This is a genomic window from Chroococcidiopsis sp. TS-821 (assembly GCF_002939305.1).
In the GTDB taxonomy this organism is placed as follows: Bacteria; Cyanobacteriota; Cyanobacteriia; order Cyanobacteriales; family Chroococcidiopsidaceae; genus Chroogloeocystis.
This window is the reverse complement of the sequence record NZ_MVDI01000001.1, coordinates 1,015,946-1,039,437: the sequence shown is the minus strand read 5'-3', so window position 1 is coordinate 1,039,437 and position 23,492 is coordinate 1,015,946. Positions and strand designations below refer to the sequence as shown.

Annotated in this window: 18 protein-coding genes; 9 read left to right on the top strand and 9 right to left on the bottom strand. The window is 38.5% G+C overall.

The features are described 5' to 3' along the window. Nucleotides 1-9: 9 nt before the first annotated feature. From B1A85_RS04745 to B1A85_RS04710, 8 genes are all read right to left on the bottom strand, one after another. Nucleotides 10-1,200, bottom strand: a complete 1,191-nt coding sequence (locus B1A85_RS04745; protein ID WP_104545735.1) for an FHA domain-containing serine/threonine-protein kinase — start codon at nucleotides 1,198-1,200, stop codon at nucleotides 10-12. A gap of 39 nt (nucleotides 1,201-1,239) precedes the next feature. Then, nucleotides 1,240-3,138 (bottom strand): serine/threonine phosphatase, encoded by a 1,899-nt coding sequence (locus B1A85_RS04740; protein ID WP_104545734.1) that lies wholly within the window; start codon nucleotides 3,136-3,138, stop codon nucleotides 1,240-1,242. Between the two features lie 331 nt (nucleotides 3,139-3,469). Further along, entirely contained in the window at nucleotides 3,470-4,126 is a 657-nt protein-coding gene (locus B1A85_RS04735) for a pseudouridine synthase (protein WP_104545733.1), read from the bottom strand. 70 nt (nucleotides 4,127-4,196) lie between these two features. Next, entirely contained in the window at nucleotides 4,197-5,108 is a 912-nt protein-coding gene (locus B1A85_RS04730; RefSeq protein ID WP_104545732.1) for a sulfotransferase domain-containing protein, read from the bottom strand. A gap of 49 nt (nucleotides 5,109-5,157) precedes the next feature. Then, complete coding sequence (locus tag B1A85_RS04725) at nucleotides 5,158-5,832, bottom strand: hypothetical protein (protein ID WP_104545731.1); 675 nt, start codon at nucleotides 5,830-5,832, stop codon at nucleotides 5,158-5,160. Between the two features lie 37 nt (nucleotides 5,833-5,869). After that, nucleotides 5,870-7,087 carry a glycosyltransferase gene (locus B1A85_RS04720; protein WP_146087134.1) on the bottom strand — a complete coding sequence of 406 codons (1,218 nt, stop codon included), beginning with the start codon at nucleotides 7,085-7,087 and terminating at the stop codon, nucleotides 5,870-5,872. Between the two features lie 59 nt (nucleotides 7,088-7,146). Then, complete coding sequence (locus B1A85_RS04715) at nucleotides 7,147-8,139, bottom strand: class I SAM-dependent methyltransferase (protein WP_104545729.1); 993 nt, start codon at nucleotides 8,137-8,139, stop codon at nucleotides 7,147-7,149. Between the two features lie 204 nt (nucleotides 8,140-8,343). Next, the gene (locus B1A85_RS04710; RefSeq protein WP_104545728.1) at nucleotides 8,344-9,549 is read right to left on the bottom strand and encodes a DUF563 domain-containing protein; all 1,206 of its coding nucleotides are present in this window, start codon (nucleotides 9,547-9,549) and stop codon (nucleotides 8,344-8,346) included. A 288-nt stretch (nucleotides 9,550-9,837) separates the two neighbouring features. Between B1A85_RS04710 and B1A85_RS04705 the strand changes: the two genes are divergently transcribed. Continuing rightward, the gene (locus tag B1A85_RS04705; RefSeq protein ID WP_168192343.1) at nucleotides 9,838-11,112 is read left to right on the top strand and encodes a glycosyltransferase; all 1,275 of its coding nucleotides are present in this window, start codon (nucleotides 9,838-9,840) and stop codon (nucleotides 11,110-11,112) included. A 377-nt stretch (nucleotides 11,113-11,489) separates the two neighbouring features. Here B1A85_RS04705 and B1A85_RS04700 read toward each other — a convergent pair whose 3' ends face one another. Beyond that, entirely contained in the window at nucleotides 11,490-15,041 is a 3,552-nt protein-coding gene (locus B1A85_RS04700; protein ID WP_104545727.1) for an NB-ARC domain-containing protein, read from the bottom strand. A gap of 474 nt (nucleotides 15,042-15,515) precedes the next feature. Between B1A85_RS04700 and B1A85_RS04695 the strand changes: the two genes are divergently transcribed. From B1A85_RS04695 to B1A85_RS04660, 8 genes are all read left to right on the top strand, one after another. Beyond that, on the top strand, nucleotides 15,516-15,875 hold the full coding sequence (locus B1A85_RS04695; RefSeq protein WP_246841320.1) for a hypothetical protein: 360 nt from the start codon (nucleotides 15,516-15,518) through the stop codon (nucleotides 15,873-15,875). 1,359 nt (nucleotides 15,876-17,234) lie between these two features. Further along, complete coding sequence (pssD, locus tag B1A85_RS04690; protein ID WP_104545725.1) at nucleotides 17,235-17,678, top strand: PssD/Cps14F family polysaccharide biosynthesis glycosyltransferase; 444 nt, start codon at nucleotides 17,235-17,237, stop codon at nucleotides 17,676-17,678. 28 nt (nucleotides 17,679-17,706) lie between these two features. Further along, complete coding sequence (locus B1A85_RS04685) at nucleotides 17,707-18,171, top strand: glycosyltransferase (protein ID WP_104545724.1); 465 nt, start codon at nucleotides 17,707-17,709, stop codon at nucleotides 18,169-18,171. Between the two features lie 12 nt (nucleotides 18,172-18,183). After that, nucleotides 18,184-19,179 (top strand): sugar transferase, encoded by a 996-nt coding sequence (locus tag B1A85_RS04680; protein ID WP_104545723.1) that lies wholly within the window; start codon nucleotides 18,184-18,186, stop codon nucleotides 19,177-19,179. Between the two features lie 63 nt (nucleotides 19,180-19,242). Then, nucleotides 19,243-20,283, top strand: a complete 1,041-nt coding sequence (locus B1A85_RS04675; protein WP_104545722.1) for a glycosyltransferase family 2 protein — start codon at nucleotides 19,243-19,245, stop codon at nucleotides 20,281-20,283. 58 nt (nucleotides 20,284-20,341) lie between these two features. After that, nucleotides 20,342-21,319 carry a glycosyltransferase family A protein gene (locus tag B1A85_RS04670; RefSeq protein WP_104545721.1) on the top strand — a complete coding sequence of 326 codons (978 nt, stop codon included), beginning with the start codon at nucleotides 20,342-20,344 and terminating at the stop codon, nucleotides 21,317-21,319. Nucleotides 21,320-21,355: 36 nt separating this feature from the next. Then, entirely contained in the window at nucleotides 21,356-22,378 is a 1,023-nt protein-coding gene (locus tag B1A85_RS04665) for a glycosyltransferase family 2 protein (RefSeq protein ID WP_104545720.1), read from the top strand. 97 nt (nucleotides 22,379-22,475) lie between these two features. Then, nucleotides 22,476-23,408: a sulfotransferase gene (locus B1A85_RS04660; protein WP_104545719.1), complete on the top strand. Its 933-nt coding sequence runs from the start codon at nucleotides 22,476-22,478 to the stop codon at nucleotides 23,406-23,408. Nucleotides 23,409-23,492 lie beyond the last annotated feature (84 nt).

Genomic DNA, 23,492 nt, shown 5'->3' with positions numbered 1-23,492 from the left:
GAGAAGGCATTAAGTAGCTGACTTGAGGGCAGCAGTCAGTTCGAATGCGGTAGCATAGCGATCGCTCGGAATTGGTTCTGTTGCCCGTTCAATAACTTTTCGCAGTTGGGGTGTAATTGTCGGTACGCCAGAAAGGTCAAAGCGGTATCCTCGACCGCGTTGTTTGAGAAACTTAAAAGGAGTTTCTCCGGTAAGTAGGAAAATGAGTGTAGCGCCTACAGCGTAAAGATCGGATTGGGTTAACGGTTGTCCGCGTTCTTGTTCAGGGGCGGCAAATCCTTCCGCACCAATGCGAGTTCCAGGAGTCGTATTGCTTTCTTTAACCGCACCAAAATCTAAGACAACGATAGAGTTATTAGCGCGGCGTACGAGTAAATTTGCAGGTTTAATGTCGCGGTGGATGAGTGGCGGCTCTTGCTTGTGGAGATAATCCAACACGTCACAAGTTTGCACCATCCAGGCGATCGCTTGTGCGGATGTCACAGGTCCGCGTTCTAGTATGCGTCGTTCGAGGTCTTGACCGTGAATCAATTCCATCGCTAAATACTTCTTACCGTCTTGTAAGAAGAAATCGTAATACTTGGGAATTCCTGGGTGTTGGAGAGTTGCGAGAGTACGTGCTTCGCGCTCAAATAACTCTTGTGCTTTGGCAATTTTTGCCATATCCGCATTCATTTCCTTCAAAACGAGAAGTTGCGGATGTTGGGCATTTGTTCTCGCTGTATCCCATGCCAAATAAGTCGTTCCCATACCGCCTTGTCCAAGGATACGTAGCACTTGATATTGTCGAATTTGGCGCAAGACAGTAAGAGGTTGACCGCAACGGGTGCAGAATAAACTGTTGGGGAGATTACCGCTATGGTCGCATTGCAAGTTAACAGGTAGACTGAGTTCTGCCTGGTGAAATTGGAGGATTGGACCGCCACGCGCTAATTGAATAATCGCGCGATCGCGCACAAGACCTCGTGTCATCAAGATTCCATCGACGAAAGTGCCATTCGTACCGCGATTTGTCAAGTACCAACGTTGCGGTTCGGCATGAACGCACTGCAATTCGAGATGATAGCGAGAAACCATTGGCTCGCTCAATACAATATCGTTATCTGGCGAACGACCGATCCGAATTTGCGACTTGGAGTCAAATTGCCACCGTTGTAGTGGAGTTTTTTTTTGAGGATCTAGTAAATACAGTGCGACCACACTAAGCCTAATTGATAGATTAAATTATCTTCACAAACATCATGCCAAAGGCATTGTCGGATCTGAACCATTACTTTTCGGACGAACTTTGGCACGGATAACAATGGCAGTGATATTATCGTGACCATTGCAATGGTTTGCTAAATCGACTAAATTAGCAAGACCTTGCTCTAAACTCGTCTCCGAATTGAGCAATGGTTCTAAATGCGTCTGCCAGTGATGCTCTAACAAATTATTATCCGAAAGACCATCCGAAGTGAGGAGCAGTAATGTATCTTCGTTAAGTTCGAAAAACTGAACATCCGGATTGACGTAATTTGCTTCTCGCGGTCCTAAGGCTTGCGTTAATTGGTAAGCATCAGGACGTCCGTACGCAATTTCTGGTTCGACTCCGCGCAAGATTTCGCGTTGTCCAACTTCATGGTCTGTCGTGACTTGTTCGAGTTCGTGTTGACGCGATAAGCGATAAAGGCGACTATCGCCAACGTGGGCAACAGCAACGTTGGTATTGTGGAGCAAAGCCATGACTAGGGTTGTTCCCATGCGTCCTACACCGGAACGGGCTTCCTGTTGATTGTGTTCGTAAATCGCTTGATTGGCTAATCGTACCGCTTCGCGAATCGTGGTTTCATCGGGTAGCCTGTCGGGTTGCCAGTGTGTTTCAAAGTATTGTTTGAGTGCGTGTACGGCAAGTTTACTGGCGACTTCACCACCAGCGTGTCCGCCCATACCATCACACAGAATGTATAATCCACGTGCTTGGAGTTGGCGATCGCCTGGAGTGTCTTGTTTGTGAATCGTTGTCGCGATGCCAAAAAAGTCCTCATTGTGTTCGCGTTGGCGACCGACATCCGTCTTACCTGCGTCTTCGAGGCTTAATAATGTCATGGGTAGCAATACAGTTGGTGCATTCTCAGCTTGAAGAATTTGGGTGTCTTCGACTTCTGCTTGCGAGTTCTGAACAACGTTTATCGCTTTACTTGGCACTTGCAGGTCTGTGGCAATTGCTTCTAGACGCGATTGCAACGCCTCGATTGCTTGCACTTTACCGCTTTGTAACTCATCGAGAAGTTGAACGATCGCGCTAAGCTGAGTTTGTTGCGATGCTTGAAATAGCTCATTCCAGAGCTGTCCTATGGCTTGTAAACTTACCTCAGTTTCTTCAGCGTACAAGCGTTGTAACGCCAAAACGCCGTCTTCATCGACGCGCAGATTATGAGGTTCTAACAAGCTTTGCCGACATTGCCAAGGTTCGAGTGCTACCCAAAGTTGCAGCATCTCGTGTAACCAATGCAGAATTTGTAGCAAAGAAGTATCGCTATCTTGCCACAAGGTAATCATCGGTTGCCAATTTGAACGATCTTCAATTAATACAAACTGTCCGTCATCACTTTGCCACGCATCGTGAATCGCGGGTAATGTTTCATGCAGCTGCGCTTGGAGTGTTAAATACATTTGGGCGATCGCAGGAATTTCGGCAACGGTAGCAGCACCTGCAAGCAGAGGTGATACTTGCAATGGTTGACAATCAAGAACGCGCAAGCAAATGTCAGTTTGATTTGCAGATGTGGTTGCAGGTTGTATATCAAGGATGCGATAGCGTTGTTGTCGATCTAAAAATGCTCCAACTGCGAATTGTGCTGCCAAGGACGCCGGAACGTTTGCTGCTTCTGACTCAGCCGTTTTATCGACAATTGTTACTGGCTCTTGAACTTCTGTTTTGGGAATGGTAGCTTTTTTCAATGGCGACGGCAATTGTTGCGCGATCGCAAAGTAGATCGTTCCGGTGAGAGCATGACAATTGTGGCATCGCTCTTGATTTAATGCCACAGTCGTACCGCATTCTGCACAAGGTTTATGTGTCAGCGATGTACCGCACTGTTGGCAGAATTTGTTGTTATTAGGATTCTCAAACTGGCACTGGGGGCAAATCAGCATAGTATAGCAGGGGTCAGAGATCAGCAGTTGGAGGTCAGGGAGGAAAGGAGTAAGGAGGAGGCTAGGCAAAGGTGCAAAAGTGTCTTCCCTAACTCCTAACTCCTCGTCAAGTGTCCCTTCTACAATGTCCTAACCTTTACGTCCATTGTTATGTAAATAGCTTTGAGGCAGAATAGCATTTTGTAATCAACTACAACATCCAACTTGCCACAATTTATTTCTCATGCCCACTACTTAGTAGCTACACACTGAGTTTTTTTACAATCGCGGGCAAAACCCAAGCTTCAAACAGCAGCGGTAATAAAACAGATACAAAGTGTTGGTGGCTTTATTAATTAGCTCTACTTTCTTTCCTAAATCTAGCATTAGGAATTCGCTGACCTCGAGCTTGCGGCGATCGCGGCGATAAGAGTTTTAGAAGCGAGCGTTCTTCTTCTGATGTTAAATTGCGCCATTGCCCTGGTTGCAGATCGCCAAGTTTGAGATGGGCGATCGCCACTCGCACTAATCTTAAAGTCGGAAAGCCTACTTTTGCCGTCATTTTCCGTACCTGACGGTTTTTGCCCTCGGTGAGTGTCATTTCTAACCAAGCGGTGGGAACATTTTTGCGAAAGCGAATCGGCTGCGATCGCGGTGCAATTGCTGGTTCCGTATCTAATAAACGCACAATTGCTGGTCGCGTGTGGTAGTTATCAATTACGACTCCTTGTTCTAGCTGCTGCAACGCCCCAGCATCAGGAATTCTTTCAACTTGTACCCAATAAGTTCGGGGATGCTCAAATCGCGGATGTGAAAGACGATGCTGCAGCTGTCCGCGATCAGTTAATAGCATCAAGCCTTCGCTATCCCAATCTAAACGCCCAACCGGATACACCCCAGGAACCGCAATATAGTCCTTCAGCGTACTTCTTGCTTCGTTACTACTATCAGTAAATTGGCTTAAGACACCGTATGGCTTATTAAACAGAATGTAGCGATACTTGCCCATGCACCTTGATATACCAGATCTATTTCCAAGATAGATGAAAATGATTCTTTACGAAAAAATCTGGTAATCCTCATGTTGACGAGCGATTGACAAAAAAATTACTCAATTTATGCATAAAGCTAGGAGGCTTCGATTGTGGCTGACTTGCACGTTGTACAGTTTGAGGAATTGGAAGATGACTCACCCGATACTCATAACCAAATTTTTCGGCGATCGGTGCTACTTCACTTTCAAACTCGGCAATTTCAGATGTATTCCACGTTGCAACTGTGGGAACATTAGTCAATGTGTTAGGGCGACTTTTGACTAAGCTATTGTACGTATCTAGTGAGACTGTTGACTGAAACCCAAGAAACTGTGCCAGGCTTAGATAACGGTCATAAGACAGTTCTTCAATCTTCTCAATTCGCCAGTGAGTTGGCGGTATATTCTCAAACTGTTCCAGGACTTTTGCATTAAGTGTATTCCAATACCAAGCAATTTTTCCTACACGACTCATCTGATTCCACTGCATAAACTTCTCATCAGAAGGCATAATGCGTCCTAAAAAGTGATGAAATCGATAGCAGTCTTGATAGCTTGGTATGAGTTTTGGATTAGCTCTTACTGCTGTTTTTGCATACCATCCTTTACGTAGATAGGAATTAACTACTTGTTCAGGACTTCTGATTAATAAAATAAATTTCGCTGCAAAACGTTGATAGAGTTCTTGAACTGAAAGCGATAAAAAACTACTAGATTCAAATGATATTTGCTTTACTTCTAGATCTTGCTTGATTTCAATTTCCTTCGTTTGTAGAAAACCTTCATGATCTACTGGTAATCCATACCATTTGCAATATCGATGAAATGACTCATTCAAAGGATTTCGCTCGTGTACTGAGGCAATACTAGGTTCTAAGCTTGTAATTTTATGTATAAATTTAGTTCCACAGCGACCTGTTCCTATGGCAAAGATAACTTTATTTGAATAATAACTCATTCAACAATTTTACTCCAATCTTAAAAGAAAGATTAAAATCGCGTCTTTTTTATAATCTACAAACAGATGTTCTAATACCTTTTAGAAATGAGATTTTTTGTTCGCCAATCCAAGTACCAGCTTGTTTGATAGGAGTATAGCTTGGTAAAATTCCTTTCCACTTATCAGGCTGGCGGGAACCAACAAAAAATAGATAAACAGCAGCATGTGTATATGGGCTTTCAGCTTCGTACACAACCTCTAAATTATTTTCTTGAAAAAGTCGTCTAATAACTGATGGAGTAAATCTCCAATAGTCATCATAAGACATATTAATAGCATGTTGAATTTGAGCAAAAGGAACGACAATAATGACTATATCTCTAGATAATTCGCAAATAGTTTTAAAGGCTTGGAATACATTAAAAACATGTTCGAGAGTTGTGTGATTGAAAGCAACATCAAAGCGATGTTTAAGGTTGATAGGCAATTCTTGTGTAATATCAAGTAAAAGTTCATTATTTGTTTCTTGGTAGCCATTATCTCCTATATAGTTAGTAATAGAGTAAGAATGTTTGTTGATGAAGTAATCGCAATAATATCTTCCTTCTTTATCTTCGTCTCTATTTCCAGAAATATTTACAATATCTCCAGAAAAATGATGTGCAATGCGTGCTAGCTCGCGATTAGACCAAATTCGAGCTAAACGGTACTTACGCTCTACTTGAATGCTGATAGTATTCATAGGGTAATCCTTATATGCGATGTTTAGAGTATTTAAATTAATAGTAATTCTTAAAAAGATGCGGGATGTAGTTTATCGTATTGATTGTTTGTGCTGGCGCAGTGTTTTGAAGTTGCTTTTTGGCAAACTGAAGAATACGCTCAGCACGCTGTTCCCAGGTATAGTAATGAACATCTTGAAAGGCTTGTTGTGCAATTACTTCGCCTAGTTCGGGATTAATGAGTAATTCTTCTATAGCTTGCTTGAATGATTGGGGACAGTCGGGTTTGGCTAGAAGGGCATTTTTCTGATGTTGTAGAACAGTTGTAATATTCGGTAAGGCAGAAGCGACAATTGGTCGGTGGGTTGCCATATATTCAAATAACTTGAGTGGTGAAGTTGTTGCTGACCAAAGATGCTTACCACTGTTGGGCAAAATCAGCACATCGCTTGCATATAAATACGTTGGTAGTTGCGTTTGAGGGACGTGTCCAATAATTTTTACATTGGAAAGGCGATCGCGTTGGCACACTTGTCGGGCTTGTTCAATATCATGTTGCCAGCCTCCTAATAATAAAAACAAGCAATCTGGCATCAACCGCGCGACTTGATAAAGTGTTGGTATTCCTTTAAAGTCATACAAGTGACCTGCATATACTACTACTGGTATAGTTAAAGAAAGTTTTAATTTTTGTCGAGCTTCTTCTTTAGATTGGTAGGGAAGAAAGTGTTCTAAATCAACGCCATCATGCTCAACTAGTACCTTCTCAACAGGAAGACCTACTGTAACATATTCACTTGCTAGTTGTTGAGAGATAGTTACAATACCTAAAAAATTGCGTTTATTAAAAGTGTGTTTAGAGAAAAAGTCATCAACTGGTAAATGCCATTCATAAAAAGTATTTAAGCCTAAACTTAACGCAATTTTTGCTGCTTGTTTTGACCTAGTATATACTAAATCAGGAGATTTCATTGCAGCATAGAAAGCTGCCAAACGCGAGAAATGCTGACTGCGAAAGCTATTGCGATATTTTCGAGGAAATGGGTAATTACTTCTAAAAACTAAAGGCAGTTGGGTAATCTTATATTCTCGCCTTAGTCCATACCAATTTTGAAAATCAAATTTATTATTTCTTACAAAAGACCATAAATCACCTAGAGTAATGAGTTCAAAGTCGTCAACCTTTTGAGCAAAAGCTTGAGACATTTTTGCAACTTGTATGGAATTTGCTTCTTGGGAAGGTAAGTTTCCTTCAGAAATGTAGATTATTTTCAAAGCTATCTCCAAGTAGTCTGGCTGAGTTGTTTTCAATATTTGAAAAATCTTAATCTTACCTATATAGGTAGCTTTTTCTTTCTGGCATAAATTCCAAATGAACCACTAGTTTGCAGGCGGTGTCTGAAAGCGAAGTCATTACCTCGACGTAAACGCAGGAATGCATCGAATAAATCTTGTAGCTTGTAAGTATATTTTTTAAATTTTCTTAAATTTAAAGCATGTGAAGAGATACTCGGTATAAATCCCCAGCCAGACCATAAATCTTCTAATGTAAGTCCTACCGAATTGCAAAGTATAAAGAACCCATTAGGAGTAAAGTGAAAGCAAGATTGATCGTGCCAACTTTCCCAGAAGCTACCTGAAGCAATTAAAGCGCCACCAGGTTTCAAAACCCGGTTAATTTCAGTAAAAGCAATAAATGGATTGTAAAAATGCTCTATAGTAGCTGTCGTCAAGACGAAATCAAAACTAGAATTTTTAAATGGAAGACGGTGTACATCAACCAAAATATCTGCTTTATCCGATGAGTAATCTGCTGAAATGACATGAGTAATTCCTACAGAGTTAAGATATTTTTTATTACCACCAGACCCACACCCCAAATCTAAAACTGTTAGATCTGTTCCAAATTCAGTTTTAATCTTGTCAATGTAGTATAAAATTTCTTTCTGTAATTTTGTTTGATATTTATTTCTAATTTGTTCGCGTGATATGCACTTGTAGTTTATATTTGTTGCATATCCAAGTTTTTGTATTTCTTGCTCAGTCAAAAAAGGTTGTGGTATTTGAAACTCAATTCTAACTTTAGCTGTTTGGTTATTACAACGAAAATCTAGGGGATTTGACTTTGAATCAATTCCTGATCGAGAAAATTTTAAGCTGCAAGCTTTACAAATTAACCCATAATGCTGTGGTAAAAGTTCACTCTGATCGCAAGGGCAAACTAATATTTTATTCAGCGTCTTCAAGTTTAAATCATTAGAAGATTTTTTTGAAGAAGTAATGTTGGATTTGTTTTCTATTTTGTTTTGCTTACTATAAAGTAACATTGATTTTTCCTTCTACATACAAAAATTAAATTGACTACTTTTTCTGACAAAAGAATCTCTAAATATTCAAAACTATTTACTTTATTCAATATGAATTTATTGTTTTAATCTATTAAAAGCTTAGGTAGGTTAATATATAAAATGCAACTATATAATCTGTAATACTTGCGTACCAATCTAATATCATCTATTATCTATCAACAACTAATTTGCTTGTAGCATTTTTATAACCAACTGTTGCAGCCTATCAACCCTAACTGTTACACCTTTAAACTTCTCTTTATACTGATTTTGAAAATTTGTTTCTGATACTAAACATCCATACTGAAAACCCAAGGCTTGTGCTAGTAAGAAATAAAAGGGAGCAAGCATTGAACCAAAAATTTCAATTACAGTTAGATTCTGAGCAAATATCATGTTTGTCAGACCAGCACCATGTACAGCAACTACTATTTCAGCTTGTGAAAAGAGGGCTACTTGCTCGGAAAAACTCATATTTTCTAAAGTGTACGAAACAAAGCCAAGTGGAGTTAAAGCTTTTAATACTTCCTCTTCATTAATGACTTGGCGACCTGCACTTTTTGGACGTGATATATATATTCTTGAGGAATAAGAATTTTTCTGTAATTTAGGAAGATTACTGAGTACACGCTGACGTAGCCAGTGACACGCTGCTGGTGATATGAGGCTTTTTTCGCGACGGAAAGAGGATACGACTAATCGTTCAACGTTGACACTAACTCCGTTCCAAAAGATATAATCTTCAGGCTTGTATCCCAAAAGTTTTAGAGACTCTATTTTCCACGCAGGAGGATTTGACTCAATAATTAAAATGGGTTTTCGTCCTGTTTGTGCGCGGTAATATTCAATTCCTTCGATTCTAAGTAGACAATCGACTACCCAGTGGAAATAGTTATTTTTGTAGATATTGACTAAAGAACTTGCTATATCTATTTTAGACGTTTTATGACGAATTATTCTTTTCGAAAATATAGTACTTATAGGTAAAGTTTTACTCAAGCGGTTTGGAGAAACTGATTCTACAATGACGCTACCTTTGTTATTAAAGCCCACGGCTGAGGAGCCAACAAGAGTTGCTTTAGCGAATTCGGATATAAATGGCTTTTGTAATGTAAAATTGCCAATGTAGTTTGTCATTAGTGTTGGTAACTTATCTGAACCTTCGGCTGGCTCTTTAGCTACGATTGTTTCTTTTTCACCAAACTTTATCACGTTATATTCATTGATGTTTTCTAGTATTTGCTCTTTTGAAATTACCTGTAATCCAAGATTAGCTGTAGCTAAAGAAAACATCCATTGACGTAAGGGATAGTTAATCATTCCAGGCAATGTACGAAGGCGATCGCCTATAATTTTTCGCTCAATATACTTCAGGTGTAAAAATAACATCTACTCATCTCCATACAACAATAAAAATAAAAAGTGTTTGCAACTCTATTGTTTATATGTTGTTGAAGTACTCCTTTAGGTGCTATTTAGTTTCTTTTATCCTCTGCTTGTCATCTAGATTTGTCTATATAGAAAAGGTTAGGTTTATTCAGGAGTTATATCTAATCTAACTATTTATATAAAATGTAGTTAGATATCACTTAACTTTTCTCTAATTACCCTAGAGCAATTTTTCGTAAGATATTAGTTACTCATGTTAATTCATCGCCTTCTTTATTGATAAAAACAATGAAACAACTAACAAGTTTAATCTATCTCTCAAAAGGTAATTTACCTTCAAAAATGGCTCATACAATCCAAGTAGCTAAAATGGCACAAGCTTTCTCTCAAAATATTAAAGACTTTGAATTGGTAACTTCTGGGGATATTTTATCGGCTATTCAAGGAATGAATTCAGATTTTCAAAATTGGTATGGCTTGCATCATCAATTCAAGCTTGTCCGCCTGCCAATTCACTTTAAAATAGAGTATCCATTTCCTCAAAATTATGAAAATGAAATTTTCTATAAACTAGCTGCTTTATATGCTTGCTTGAAATCTCCGTCAGTTATATATACTCGTACTCCTGCTATTGCTGCGCTTTTATTAAAAATGAGCGTACCTGTTTTATGGGAATGGCATGAACCAATACCTGAAGGAGCAAGTTCTTTTTATCAAACAATTTTAAAGAATAAAAAATTAATTGGTATTGTGACTACTTTACCTCAGCTAGCTGAAAATTATATTCAACATGGATTTTTAAAAAGCAAAATACTCGTTGCACCTAATGCAGTTGATCTGCAGAATTTTCTACCTTATCAAGATAAACAACTAGCCCGTAAGAAACTGTCGCTTTGCCAAGAAGACAAAATAATCGTCTACTCAGGACATCTGTACGAGTATAAAGGAATTCCAACAATTTTAGAAACTGCTCGTCTTTTACCAGAGTGTAAATTCGTCCTGATTGGCGGTTGGGCTGATGACGTTCAAAGAGTACAAGCAATTTGCCAAAAGAGTGGTTTAAGTAACATAACACTTGTTGGTCATATCAACCAGATCGACTTAGCTTCCTATTTGCATGCAGCAGATGTACTCATTCTTCCTACAAGTAGGTACTGGGAGTTAGCAGGAGCTACTTGCCCGCTTAAGCTTTTCGATTATATGGTTTCTCGAAGACCAATTGTCGCTTCAGCCTTACCAACAATCATGACAGTAGCAAAAGATAAATATAATGCTCTGTTGGCTGAGCCAGATAATCCTATTTCCTTTAAAGAAGCTATATTGTCATTGTTTGAAAATCCTGCGCTAGCTAATGCTATTGCTGAGTGTGCTTTTCAAGAGGTGCAAAACTTGACTTGGGAAAATAGAGCAAAGCAAGTTCTGCAATTTATTACAGAAAGATTACAAGCAGTGGATGAAGATGTAGTTAGTTATAGAATAGGTTTAATGAAATATATTAAACAGAAAGTTTTTTCACCCATAAACAATTATTTACCTTCACTACAATCATCGCAAGTAAGGTAAATTGCTCTGCGTACCTTATTCTTCAACTTCTCTACCGCCAGACATACATCTCTAGCTCAATCTTAAAATTGTGCTTTTGTCATAGCTTTCCTGAAGCAGGGAACTTTTTGGTATTTCATAGGGAATTTATGTCTACCAAATTTAGGAATTAATTTTGTTCTGAAATCCTCTTATTTAGGCAACAATCACAAATCATAGCCCTAGTCAATAGAATTAGGACATTATAGAAGCTCATAATAATTTCCTTGAGGGAGGTTTACCCCTGAACCCTGTTATAAATTTAATGTAGTTTATGCTATTAAAGCGATCGCTAAGGATTTGGAGAACCAAACCCTTATTACTGTTGATGTGCGATCGCTGTTTGATGGGACTGCTGGCTAAGATAACTCAACGGCTCCTAACGCTTTTAAAGCTGTTTTTTGCGCGTCAGTTAGACCCTCGGTATCAGTAATATTCATCCCTTCGTAAGGTCTAGCAGTTCTTAATGTTTTCTGACATTTTCCGCTGTTGAGGTGCCAAAGCTTGATTGTTTCATCTTGGCTGCTACTTGCTAGCAAGCCATCAGAACTAAAAGCGATCGCCCGTACCCAACTTTTGTGTCCTTGTAACGAGTTGAGACATTCGCCAGTTTTGACATTCCACAACCTCACGCTACAACGATCGCCATTCGTTGCTAGTATCTGACCATCAGGACTAAATGCAATAGTCCAGATCGTACTGGTATCCGCTTGCAACGACTGCAAACATTGACCTGTATGAATATCCCAGACTTTGACGATTCCATCATCACTACCGCTTGCTAAGCATTGATTATCAGGACTTAAGACAACCACCTTAATATCGCTGGTATGTCCGTGTAGGGTTTGGTAGCACTGTTGAGTAGAAACGTGCCAAAGCCTTATAGTTCTATCTTTGCTACCACTGACGATGACTTGACCATCAGAACTTAGCGCAACTGTACGTACCTGGTTGGAATGCAGCATTGTACTCAAGCATTCGCCAGTTGTGGTATCCCACACCTTTATGGTGCAGTCGTCACTACTACTCACAAGTGTTGAACCGTCGGGATGAAACGCGATTGATCGCACTTGATTGTGATGTCCGTGTAAAGTTGTGAGGCATTCACCCGTACTGAGTGACCAAAGTTTTATTGTTTGGTCGTTACTTGCACTTGCTAAAGTTTGACGGTCTGGACTAAAAGCAACCGCTTGGACTCGGCTATCATGACCTTGCATGACTCGGATTTCGCCATGTTGAGGATGCCACAACCTCACAGAAGCATCATTATTACCACTTGCTATTAACCCATCAGCGCTAAAAGCAAGGGATACAGCCCAATTTGCATAGGCGTGTAGCGTTCTGATACATTCACCAGTACTCAGTTCCCAGATTTTGATTGCTTGGTCATTACTACTACTAGCCAGCGTTTGACCATCAGGATTGAACGCAACGGTGCGGATTTGTCCTGTGTGTCCTGTAAGTGTTGCAAGACATTCACCAGTGTTGAGTGACCACAGTTTAATTGCGCGATCGCTACTTCCACTTGCCAAGGTTTGACCGTCGGGACTAAACGCTACCGATTGGATCGCGCCGGTATGATCTTCTAGCGTTTTGAGACATTCACTCGTGCTAAGTGACCACAGTTTAATTGCGCGATCGCTACTCCCACTTGCCAAGGTTTGACCGTCGGGACTAAACGCTACCGATTGGATCGCGCCGGTATGCTGGTGTAATGTTGTGAGGCACCTTTGCGAGCTAATCGACCATAACTCGATTGCACCGGTGCTGCTACCACTAACGAGAATTTCACCGTTAGGACTAAACGCCAAGGAAGTTATAGAGTTTGCCTCTCCGCCCCAGGTGGTAATTGATTCGCCCGTATCAATAGACCATAACTTGATGCTGCCATCGTAACTTGCACTTGCAAGCATTTGACTATCCGCACTGACCGCAACTGCGCAAACGGGATAGCGATGTCCGTGTAGAGATTTAAGGCATTGACCAGTATTGATATCAACCAACTTCACCGTGCGATCGCTAGCACAAACGAGCGTTTGCCCATCTGGACTCAAAGTTGCGACGCGCAACCACGTGTTGTAGCCTTTACTCAGTTGCCGTAGCTTCATTTGCGGCACGTGCCAGATATATGTTGCCCCACTTGTGTTGACTGCACTCAAGAATTCTCCATTGGAACTGAATGCAATCTTCACAAGACTACCAAAATTTGCCAAAAAGACCGATTTATCTAAATCTGATGCTGCCAAGTTCACCTGATGTAAATTAACGTCAAGACGTGCTTGCCAGATTTTGAGGTGTGATAAGTCATAGCCACTGAGATCGACTTGCATGTAGCAAAGTAGATTAAGAATGTTACCGCTGGTGTAACCAGGTTGCAGTGGCGATTGCTCTTGCAGATTTTTGATAATTTTGTTGAGGTAATGCGCAATACTCTTGCGGCTTCCCATATCCGCACAAAGCTGATTAACTATTGGTTGCAGAATGTAGCGTGTTTGCGCGTTTCTAATATACTCTTTGGCAGAAGCTTTAACTAAAGCATGACTTTTGAAAAGTACTAATTGTTGTGTCTTCAACTCTAAACAAATTTGCTTAATAAAACGATCGGTAACGTATTCAGCGATCGCGGGTTGTAGGGTAAATAGTCCTGATACTTTTTCGATCAGCGCGCGTTGTCGCAGCGACTCTAAAGCTTCGGCTAATTCTAAGGGGTGTACTTCTTGGAGAAGATCTTCGGTTAATTCTCGCAAGGATACTGGCTCGCGGTTAATTGCCAACCAGTACATAATATCTTGCTCCATTGGTGAGAGACGTTCAAAGTCTTGATCGAATAAATTTTTAATATTGCTAAAGACTGTTTTCCCCGAATTTAAAAACTCTGTAAGCTCGCACTCAAAAACATCTTGAATAATAGGAGAAACTATTTTTAATAATAGTGGATTTCCACCATAAATTTTCATAATCTTTGCATAGCTTTCCATTGTTCCATGCAATTGGCTGTCTTTAAGAATCTGCTGTCCTGCTTCTAGATTTAAGCCACCAAGTTGTAGAGTTTTTAAGCGCTGTTCGCCTTCTTTAAGATAAAAATCGTTTAGCTTCTCGCGACTTGTTAACAATAAACAACTTTGGTGCGTCGTTTCGCTTACGCACCGAATCAATTGCGAGTAACCTTCGTATTCTCGCTGATAGTCTTCCCGGTCTCGACGACGTAAAATCGCATCCAAACCATCTAGGATAATTAGACAGCGGTGTTTGCGTAGATAGTCAAGTAGACGTAGCGATCGCAAACTTATGTTCTCTGGTAAATCGGTTTCTGTATTGTGCGAAAGAAAATGAATGAGTTCTGCTAAGATATCTTTAACTGGCAAAGCTCGATCTAGAGAGCGCCAAATAACATACTCAAACTTGTCCTGAATCTGCTGAGCTAATTTGACTGATAGGGCTGTTTTGCCAATACCTGCCATGCCCAAAATCGTGACGACACGACAGCGATCGCTGACAATCCATTGCTCTAATACAGCCATCTCTTGGGTACGGCCATAGAAGATTGTCACGTCGGCTGCTTCTCCCCAATCTCTGCAAGTTTCGGTAACTTTTTTTACTTGAGGAGGCGTCGATTTGACTTCTTCTAGTTTTCGTTGCAATGCCGTACGAAAGTTCTTTTTACTAACTTTTTCTCCTAAAGCATCGGATAAAATTTTCCACAATCTAGGTCCAACGTCACGCTTTAAGTAGTTGTCGCTGTATCCTTCTTTATCAGCAATTTCTTCATAGGTGTAACCTAACCACGCACCTTTAAGAATAATTTTTTGTATATCTGTTAAATAAGTGCCTTTGACAGCAAAAACAGCATTGTCAGCAGCTTTAAATTCTTCTCTTTTGTCTAAATCCAAGTCAGATTCCGAATAGTTCATCTTTACCTCTATCTGCCTAAATTTTATTACTTTTCTGAAGAACAAAGAAATCGAATTTCTATGCTTCAGCTTGCTAAAATAGATTATTTGAATTTAGGAAATCTTTGCTCCATTATCGTAGATAATGACGATGTTTGTACGGGAATTTACAAAACCTTTGATCGTACTTTAGTAAACAAGAATATAGCAAATCTGTTCGTTTGGAAACAATTATTAAGCAATTTCGTCTAAATTCATAAAAAACCTCGTAAATCCCAGAATTTAGCAGTTTTATTACTAAAAAATGATCAAGTAATTAATCAGAACTTTTCATTCCCCTTTTGTTTTTAAAACTCCTGTACTTAATTATTAAAACTTGTTAAGCTAATTTCCAGAACTTTATTGACTAGCCATTTTTATAAAATTGATACATAAGAAAGTAAGTGTTTACAGAAAAGACGCCCAATGTATCCTCCATATTCAGAAGATAAAGCTATGATTAATGGTTACGGACGACACAATCCTGATGCAACAAGTCGCCCTACCTTTTACATGTCAGAAGAATTACTAAGAGCTATCCAGGTGCAAGCACAACGCGAACGCAACTCTCGTTCTGGGTTTATATCTGGCTTGTTAGGTTTTCTACTTCTATCACCTATCGGTCAACAATTACGAGAAAATGCCCGTATTAATAACCGCACTTTGGCTCAAGAGTTAGAACAATCTTTGGCATTACTGCAACAGCAAATACCTCTTGACCGAGTCAATGAGCTTGCTGCGGCTAGCCAGCGATCGCAAATAGAAATGCTTACTCACTTAGTTTTACTGGGGTTACAAACATATTCGAAAGAGTAATGCTTAACTATGAATAAACACTAGTTATCTACTAAAGATAGCTAATTGGTTATATACTCATATTTATTTCATGCCTGTAGTTACTAATGTCACTGAATCGTTGCAATGAAATAAGAACGTATTACCAATATTTTCGTAGGTGAGAATCGAGTTGAATTTCAAGATAGCAGTTTCATAGGTCTTGAGAGAATGAGAAGAAAATAGGTTTACTACAGCCAAACTTTTGTACATTTATCAAACAAATAGAGCACGATACTTAGCTACGAAATGCCGTAGATTCCATGTTTCTGAAGTTAAGTCGTACATCGCTAGATTAGCTGAAGTTGTCTTCAACAAGTTTCAACTGAGCTACTACTTCTATCAAAATCCAGGATGAAATCCTAGCATTACTACTTTCAACTCGCTCACCACCACCTCAACTTCTATGTTAGTTTTCTTTTAAGGTCAGTGATCTACATCACAAAGCTGGTAGATGATAACTTGATAGATGCGTGTTTTGAAAAGATTAACGAAGCAAGAATTTACTTCTCAATCCTTCCTAAAAGAACTCTAGTTTGATAGTAGAGATTGATTGTCTGAAGTTTTACGAGCATTGTTTTATCAAAATAGTTTTCAATTCAACCTAATAAGTACTACATTAAGCCGTACTGCTTTTGTAAGTATGTTATCTAGATAACTTTTTGCGGATTTAATAAAGTTTAATTGAATTCTCATATTTCTTACCTTAAAACAATAAATATTTAATAACTATATAGTTTGCATAGTACTATAATTAACAGTCAGAATATTAATAGCTTCTGCTCGCTTACAAACACCTAGATATTTAGCTTTGCAACACTCTATCGCTCGCAAAATCATGTTTTTTCCCTACATACATAAATTTATTCTTATACTTTTTCTAGTTATATCATTAAAAAGTAATAATATTTTATAACTACAAAATTATGAACTTTTTAAAATCCATTGAGTAAGTCGTACCTTATAAAACTAGGGTTGGAATATCAACACATTATCAGCAGTTAATATTTTAATAAGAAATAAATAATTTTACACCTACGCAAATAGGTAAGTAGATTGTAATTCAAAAGAGAAGCTCATCGTGCTAAATGTTGGGTTTTCTTTTTGAGCGAACAAAAGTATGTCTTAAGTTCAGTAGCGTCAAAATGTGTTTTCTGAACTTCTCTGTATAGACAATTATATATTATCACTAGAACATATAGAAGTTAATTAATACAACGAATTGAGTCATATTTCTTAAGTAATCTGTAGGTAGTGAATCTGTTGCAGTCGTAACACTATCTTAAGTCTAGTTTTGAATTTCAATACGATTTCGCAAGCACTTTAACTGGGTAGCAAACAATGAAAGTTATGCTCGTTTGCTCTACTGGAGGGCATTTTCAAGCAATGCAAAACTTATATCCTTTTTGGAGAAATCATCAGCGAATTTGGGTGACGTTCTATAGTGAGAATACCAAAACAACTTTAAATGCAGAAACAGTGTATTGGGCTTGGAGTCCGACAAATCGCAATCTAGTAAATTTGATACGTAACGTTTATTTAGCTTGGCAAATTCTTTCTCAGGAAACACCTCATTTAGTCATTTCTACTGGTGCAGGAGTAGCAGTACCTTTCTTAATTTTGGCCAAGTTGTTAGGGAGTCAAACAGTTTTTATCGAGTCTATTACACGAGTAAGGCAGTTAAGCTTATCTGCCAGATTAGCCTTACCATTTTTAGATACTTTATATGTACATTGGCCGCAATTGCAAGCACGGTATCCAAAAGCAGAAATGATAGGTTTTTAAGTAGGGTTTTTCCTTTTCTAGCTACACTATGATTCTTGTTACTGTTGGTACCGAGCAATTTCCTTTTAACCGCTTAATGTCATGGATTCAAATCTCGATCGAGTATGGTTTTATAGCTGAAGAAGTTATAGTTCAATATGGTAGTTGTACTACTGTGCCTACTGGAGTTAAGAGCTATTCCTTAATTCCACCAGAACAGTTTCATAGGCTTATCAAGCAAGCTCGTATAATTATAGGACATTGCGGAGAAGGTACAATTTTTCTTTTGTCTGTTACTGCTAAACCATACATTTTAGTACCTAGGAGCCAAAAGTTTAATGAACATATTGACGATCATCAGATTGAGTTAGCAGAAGCTCTTTCTCAATTTGATGTTCCAATTGCTTGGTCTCCAGGTGATTTAGTGAGATTTTTGGCTTTACCGCGAAGAGTTCCTGCAACATTCATTTCAGCTACTAATATTTGCAAGCGTCTACATGACCGCTTTAAATAAAAGGAAAAAGCTATGGTTTTAGAAATATCTTCATTAAGTAAAGATATACATTTTTCAGTATTGAACAAAGTTCCTTTAATTCAGTTACCTGTTAACTTAAATTTAGCTTATGCCATATATTTAGACAAAGTTTTTCATTATCTTTTATTACAAAAGTCAAAATATATCATTCTTGACTGCAGTCAAATTACCTTTATTGACAGTAGTGGTGTAGGATTACTAATTAAATTTTTCCAGAAAGCTCAGCACAAAAATACTAATGTGGTGATTTGGAGTATTAATTCGCACATTCAGAAGGTATTACTAGAAGCTGGAATCAATCCAATTTTTTTTGATAACAAAAGTAGTGCTATTTCTTTGAGCGAGCGTAAACAGATAAAAAATCCGCTTATTAAAGTGCATTTATCAGTAGAGTCTAGGCTTAAAAGAGCGATAGATATCATAGGTGCATTAGTTGGCTTAGGATTAGTGTTAGTTCTGTTTGTACCTATTGCGATCGCAATCAAAATAGATAGTCCTGGTCCAATTTTTTTCAGTCAAACTCGCTGTGGTTTACTAGGAAGACGTTTTCGCATTTGGAAGTTTCGCTCAATGGTTATCAATGCTGAAGATTTGAAAAAGCAGGTTGAAAATCAAGTCAATGGTCCATTTTTTAAAAATAAAAGCGACCCTAGAATTACACGAGTTGGTTATTTTTTGAGGCGAACAAGCTTAGATGAAATTCCTCAGTTCTGGAATGTTCTTAAAGGAGATATGAGTTTGGTAGGAACTCGACCTCCTACTTGTGATGAAGTAGAGCAATACTCTTTACAAATGTGGCAGCGTCTTAATGTTAGACCAGGGATTACTGGTCAATGGCAAACCAATGGGCGCTCACAAATCTGTGACTTCAATGAGGTACTAAAGCTAGATCTAGACTATCAAAAAAGGTGGAGCGTTTTCTATGATATTAAGCTAATTTTAAAAACTTTGTTAGTTGTTTTTCGCGAGAAAAGTAGTGCCCTATAAGGAAAAGATTGTCAGTGCGATCGCATTTACTTTCTTGCCAACATTACTAAGCTAGTAATTTTTATGCCAAAAGTTTCAGTTATTATTCCAGTATACAATGTTGAAAAGTATATTGCAGCTACAGTAGCTTCAGTATTAGCACAAACCTACACAGATTTTGAACTTCTAATCATTGATGATGAATCTCCGGATCAAAGTGTACAAATTTGTCAACAGTTTGCAGATACTAGAATTAAAATTATTCATCAAAAAAATCGCGGGTTAGCTGTAGCAAGAAATACTGGTATTCGCCATGCACGAGGAGAGTATCTGGCTTTTTTAGACGGGGATGATTTATGGTTACCAGAAAAATTAGAGCAACATGTTGCTCATTTAGATAATTCTCCTGCTGTTGGCGTTAGCTTCAGTTGCTCTGCCTTTATCAATGAAGCTGGGCAGCGTTTAGGTATATATCAAATTCCCAAGAAGTTACAAGGCATCAATCCACCATATATCCTTTGCCGTAATCCAATTGGAAATGGCTCTGCCCCAGTCATCCGAAAACAAGTATTTGAAGCAATTAAGTTTGTTAAACTGCAGGGCGATCGAGTAGAAAGTTGTTATTTCGATCCGCAATGCCGACGTTCAGAAGATATTGAATGTTGGGTACGTATAGCCGTTCAGACTTCCTGGCAATTCGAGGGAATTTCTCAAGCTTTAACATTATATAGAATTAACTCCTCTGGGCTATCTGCAAACTGGGTAGAACAGTTTGACTCTTGGCAACAAGCTATTGAAAAGATACGTACTTTTTCTCCAGAGTTAATTTCTCAATACGAAAATCAGGCAAAAGCTTACCAGTTGCGCTATTTGGCACGTCGAGCCATTACTCTGCGATCGCCATCAATAGCAGTAAAGCTAATTAATCGTTCTGTGGCTACCTACTGGCGTATTTTATTTGAAGAACCACGCAGAACATTTCTTACTTGGGTAGCAGCTTCTTTTCTTTTCCTACTTCCTGATTTTTTTTATAACCACATAGAAGATATCGCTTTAAAATTCACAAAAATAGCTCACAGATTCTACCTTTATCATCTAGATGAATTTAGCAAATCTTCGATATAAAACTAGATTTAGAAGTAAGCTCAAGAAATATTTTCTACGTGAAAATTTGAGAAATAAAATGCCTAAAATATCTGTTATTGTTCCTGTTTATAATGGTGAAAAAACTATATTACAAACTATTAAATCAGTTCAGCAACAAACATTTTTCAATTTTGAACTGATCGTCATTAACGACGGTTCAACTGATTCTACACTAGAGCAACTAGCCAGTATACGCGAACCGCGCATGAAAGTGTTGTCTTATGAAAATCGTGGACTGCCTGAAGCTCGAAATCGTGGAATCGCCAATGCAACAGGAGATTTTATTACATTTATCGATGCTGATGACTTGTGGACGCCTGACAAACTAGAGTTGCAATTAGCTGTTTTACAACAACATCCAGAAGCTGATGCAGTTTATAGCTGGACTTTATATTTAAATGAAGAAGGGACAGCTTTTCATCAAGGAGAGCAACTCTATTTTCAAGGTAATGTTTTGCCTCAATTGTTGTTGAGTAATTTTATCGCCAGCGGTTCTAATATTATGATACGCAAGCAAGCGATCGCATCGATAGGATACTTCGATCCTGCATTACGCTCTTGCGAAGATTGGGACTATTGGCTGCGTTTAGCAGCTAAATGTGCTTTTGCTGTCGTACCTAAGTATCAAATTATCTACCGCCAATCCACCACTGCCATGTCATCAAAAGTTGAAGTTATGGAGAAACATCTCTTGACTGTTTGCGAGCGTGGATTTCGCCTAGCGCCTTTAGAACTCCAGGTTCTCAAAAATCAAAGCTTAGCTAATATATATGAGTTTTTAGCTCATTTATGCTTGAGTTATATTGCTGGTAGTAACGGAGCTAAACAAGCATATCAAAAGCTTCGGCAAGCAATTCGTTTGCATCCTTCACTATTGTTAACTAAAAAAACGCAAGTACTGCTAATAAAAATTTGTTTATTGTTGCTAGTCTCTCCAAAATTTTCTGAGTTCATTCTGCAGGAAATTAAAATGCTTCGAGCTAAAAAACTTGATTTTATTAATACTTTTACATAGCCTTAGCTGAATCATATCTTACATGGGTGCTTAAACATGAAAAAAGTTTCAGTAATCATTCCAATTTATCAAGTAGAAAAATATATAGAAAAAACAATAAATTCTGTTCTTGCACAAACTTATCAGAATTTTGAAGTTATCGTCGTTGATGATGGCTCGCGCGATCGCAGCCGAGAAATTTGTCAGCAGTTTGCGGACGCACGAGTAAAAATTATTACTCAAGAAAATGGAGGACCATCCAAAGCACTTAATACTGGTATTCGTTATGCTCAGGGAGAGTATTTGGCTTTTCTTGATGGAGACGATCTGTGGCTACCAGAAAAACTTGCTAAGCATATTGCTCACTTAGAAAGCTCTGTGGATGTTGGAGTTAGTTTTAGCCCTTCAGCTTTCATTGATGACACTGGGCAACTTCTAGGGAGCTATCAAAAGCCAAAACTCAAAAATATTACAGTATCTGATTTATTATGTAGTAATCCCCTGGGTAATGGCTCGTCCGCAGTATTTCGCCGCGAAACCTTAGAAGCCATCAAATTTCAAGACGAATTTGCTAATTCTTCAGAAAGCTGTTATTTTGAGGAACGTAACCGCGCATCGCAAGATAATGAAATCATACTGCGGATTGGACTTTTAACTTCTTGGAAAATTGAAGGTATACCTGAAGTGCTAACCCTTTATCGGGTGAAACCTGGGGGAATTTCTGCGAACTTTCTGCGAACTATTGAAGTTTGGGATGAAGTTCTCGCGCGATCGCGCCATCTCGCACCAGAAATCATCGCTAAATGGGAAAACAAATCCAAGGCATATCAGCTTAGCATCACAGCACGTACAGCAGTGCGGATGCAATCAGGTGCTGTAGCAGTAACATTACTGAACAAATCATTACTAACTTACTGGCACATACTTATTGAGGAGCCACAACGTATTCTTTTAACATACATAGCTGCCTACTCACTTTGGCTCCTTCCTTTGCCATTAAATCGCCTGCTAGAAAAGCTAGCTTTACAAATAGTCAGAACTCCCCAAGCGCCTGTACTTCAAGATTATTCGGGTCAGTAGCAAGCTATATTAGTTGTCTAAACCTAAGACAATCAAAGCATAAAATCCATTGTGAATCTTATACTTCTTACAATTTTCAGAAACCATATCATCACTCATGCAAGCTAACAAAATTAAAGTACTTTATATCGCTGGCTACTCATTTAGTGGAAGTACTATTCTTGCTAATGTCTTAGGAGAAATTACAGGCTTTTTTTCTGCTGGAGAACTGCGTTGTATTTGGAAAGAAAACTTAATTAAAAACTTTCGGTGTGGATGTGGTAGTAGATTTTATGACTGTAGTTTTTGGCAACAAGTCTTTGATAAATATCCTGGAGGCATGCAAAACATTAATGCTCAAGAGATAGTAGACTTACAAGAAAAGCGCAAGCATTTTCCTTTAATGTTACTTCCTGGAAATCAACAACTATTAAAATCTAAGTTTAGGAAATATTTATCAAGTATTGAAAAGCTCTATCAAGCGATTCAGTCAACGACTGGCAGCGAAGTTATTATTGATTCTTCTAAATCTCCTTTGTATAGTTACACACTTAGTATGCTGCCGACAATTGATTTATATGTTGTTCATCTCGTTCGCGATCCTCGTGCGGTGCAATACTCATGCATAAAGCGCAAAATGCGTAAAAAACATCGCTGGGAAGAGCATAGTATTGTTGAGGGATGTCTGACTTGGAATGCTTGCAACTCAGCAATAGAGCTATTTTGGCATTCTTCACCCAAGCACTACTTAAGATTACACTACGAAGATTTTATTCAAAGACCCAAAGCAGCTTTACAACAGATTCTTCAGTTAATTCAAGTGGAAGTTACACACCTACCTATTGAAGAAGAAAATATAGTAAATCTTACAACTAATCATACAGCAATAGGAAATAATAATCGCTTCAAAGCTGGAGTCACTCAGCTTCAAATTGACGAACAATGGAAAGAACGAATGAATCTTGAAGATCGGCACAAGGTTACTTATTTAACATGGCCCTGGCTTTTGTATTATGGCTATCTAACTCAAAATAAATTCAACTCAAATTAGCTTGACAGCGCATAAATACTAAATAAAATAGACATGGAGGCATAATTATGCTGAATACAAGTTTGTTGCCTCGCATAAAAAATA

Bases quoted from the DNA above. Each gene is read 5' to 3' on its own strand.
- B1A85_RS04740 (WP_104545734.1), bottom strand. From the start codon at position 3,138: ATGCTGATTTGCCCCCAGTGCCAGTTTGAGAATCCTAATAACAACAAA.
- B1A85_RS04735 (WP_104545733.1), bottom strand. From the start codon at position 4,126: ATGGGCAAGTATCGCTACATTCTGTTTAATAAGCCATACGGTGTCTTA.
- B1A85_RS04730 (WP_104545732.1), bottom strand. From the start codon at position 5,108: ATGAGTTATTATTCAAATAAAGTTATCTTTGCCATAGGAACAGGTCGC.
- B1A85_RS04725 (WP_104545731.1), bottom strand. From the start codon at position 5,832: ATGAATACTATCAGCATTCAAGTAGAGCGTAAGTACCGTTTAGCTCGA.
- B1A85_RS04715 (WP_104545729.1), bottom strand. From the start codon at position 8,139: ATGTTACTTTATAGTAAGCAAAACAAAATAGAAAACAAATCCAACATT.
- B1A85_RS04710 (WP_104545728.1), bottom strand. From the start codon at position 9,549: ATGTTATTTTTACACCTGAAGTATATTGAGCGAAAAATTATAGGCGAT.
- B1A85_RS04705 (WP_168192343.1), top strand. From the start codon at position 9,838: ATGAAACAACTAACAAGTTTAATCTATCTCTCAAAAGGTAATTTACCT.
- B1A85_RS04700 (WP_104545727.1), bottom strand. From the start codon at position 15,041: ATGAACTATTCGGAATCTGACTTGGATTTAGACAAAAGAGAAGAATTT.
- B1A85_RS04695 (WP_246841320.1), top strand. From the start codon at position 15,516: ATGATTAATGGTTACGGACGACACAATCCTGATGCAACAAGTCGCCCT.
- pssD (WP_104545725.1), top strand. From the start codon at position 17,235: ATGAAAGTTATGCTCGTTTGCTCTACTGGAGGGCATTTTCAAGCAATG.
- B1A85_RS04685 (WP_104545724.1), top strand. From the start codon at position 17,707: ATGATTCTTGTTACTGTTGGTACCGAGCAATTTCCTTTTAACCGCTTA.
- B1A85_RS04680 (WP_104545723.1), top strand. From the start codon at position 18,184: ATGGTTTTAGAAATATCTTCATTAAGTAAAGATATACATTTTTCAGTA.
- B1A85_RS04675 (WP_104545722.1), top strand. From the start codon at position 19,243: ATGCCAAAAGTTTCAGTTATTATTCCAGTATACAATGTTGAAAAGTAT.
- B1A85_RS04670 (WP_104545721.1), top strand. From the start codon at position 20,342: ATGCCTAAAATATCTGTTATTGTTCCTGTTTATAATGGTGAAAAAACT.
- B1A85_RS04665 (WP_104545720.1), top strand. From the start codon at position 21,356: ATGAAAAAAGTTTCAGTAATCATTCCAATTTATCAAGTAGAAAAATAT.
- B1A85_RS04660 (WP_104545719.1), top strand. From the start codon at position 22,476: ATGCAAGCTAACAAAATTAAAGTACTTTATATCGCTGGCTACTCATTT.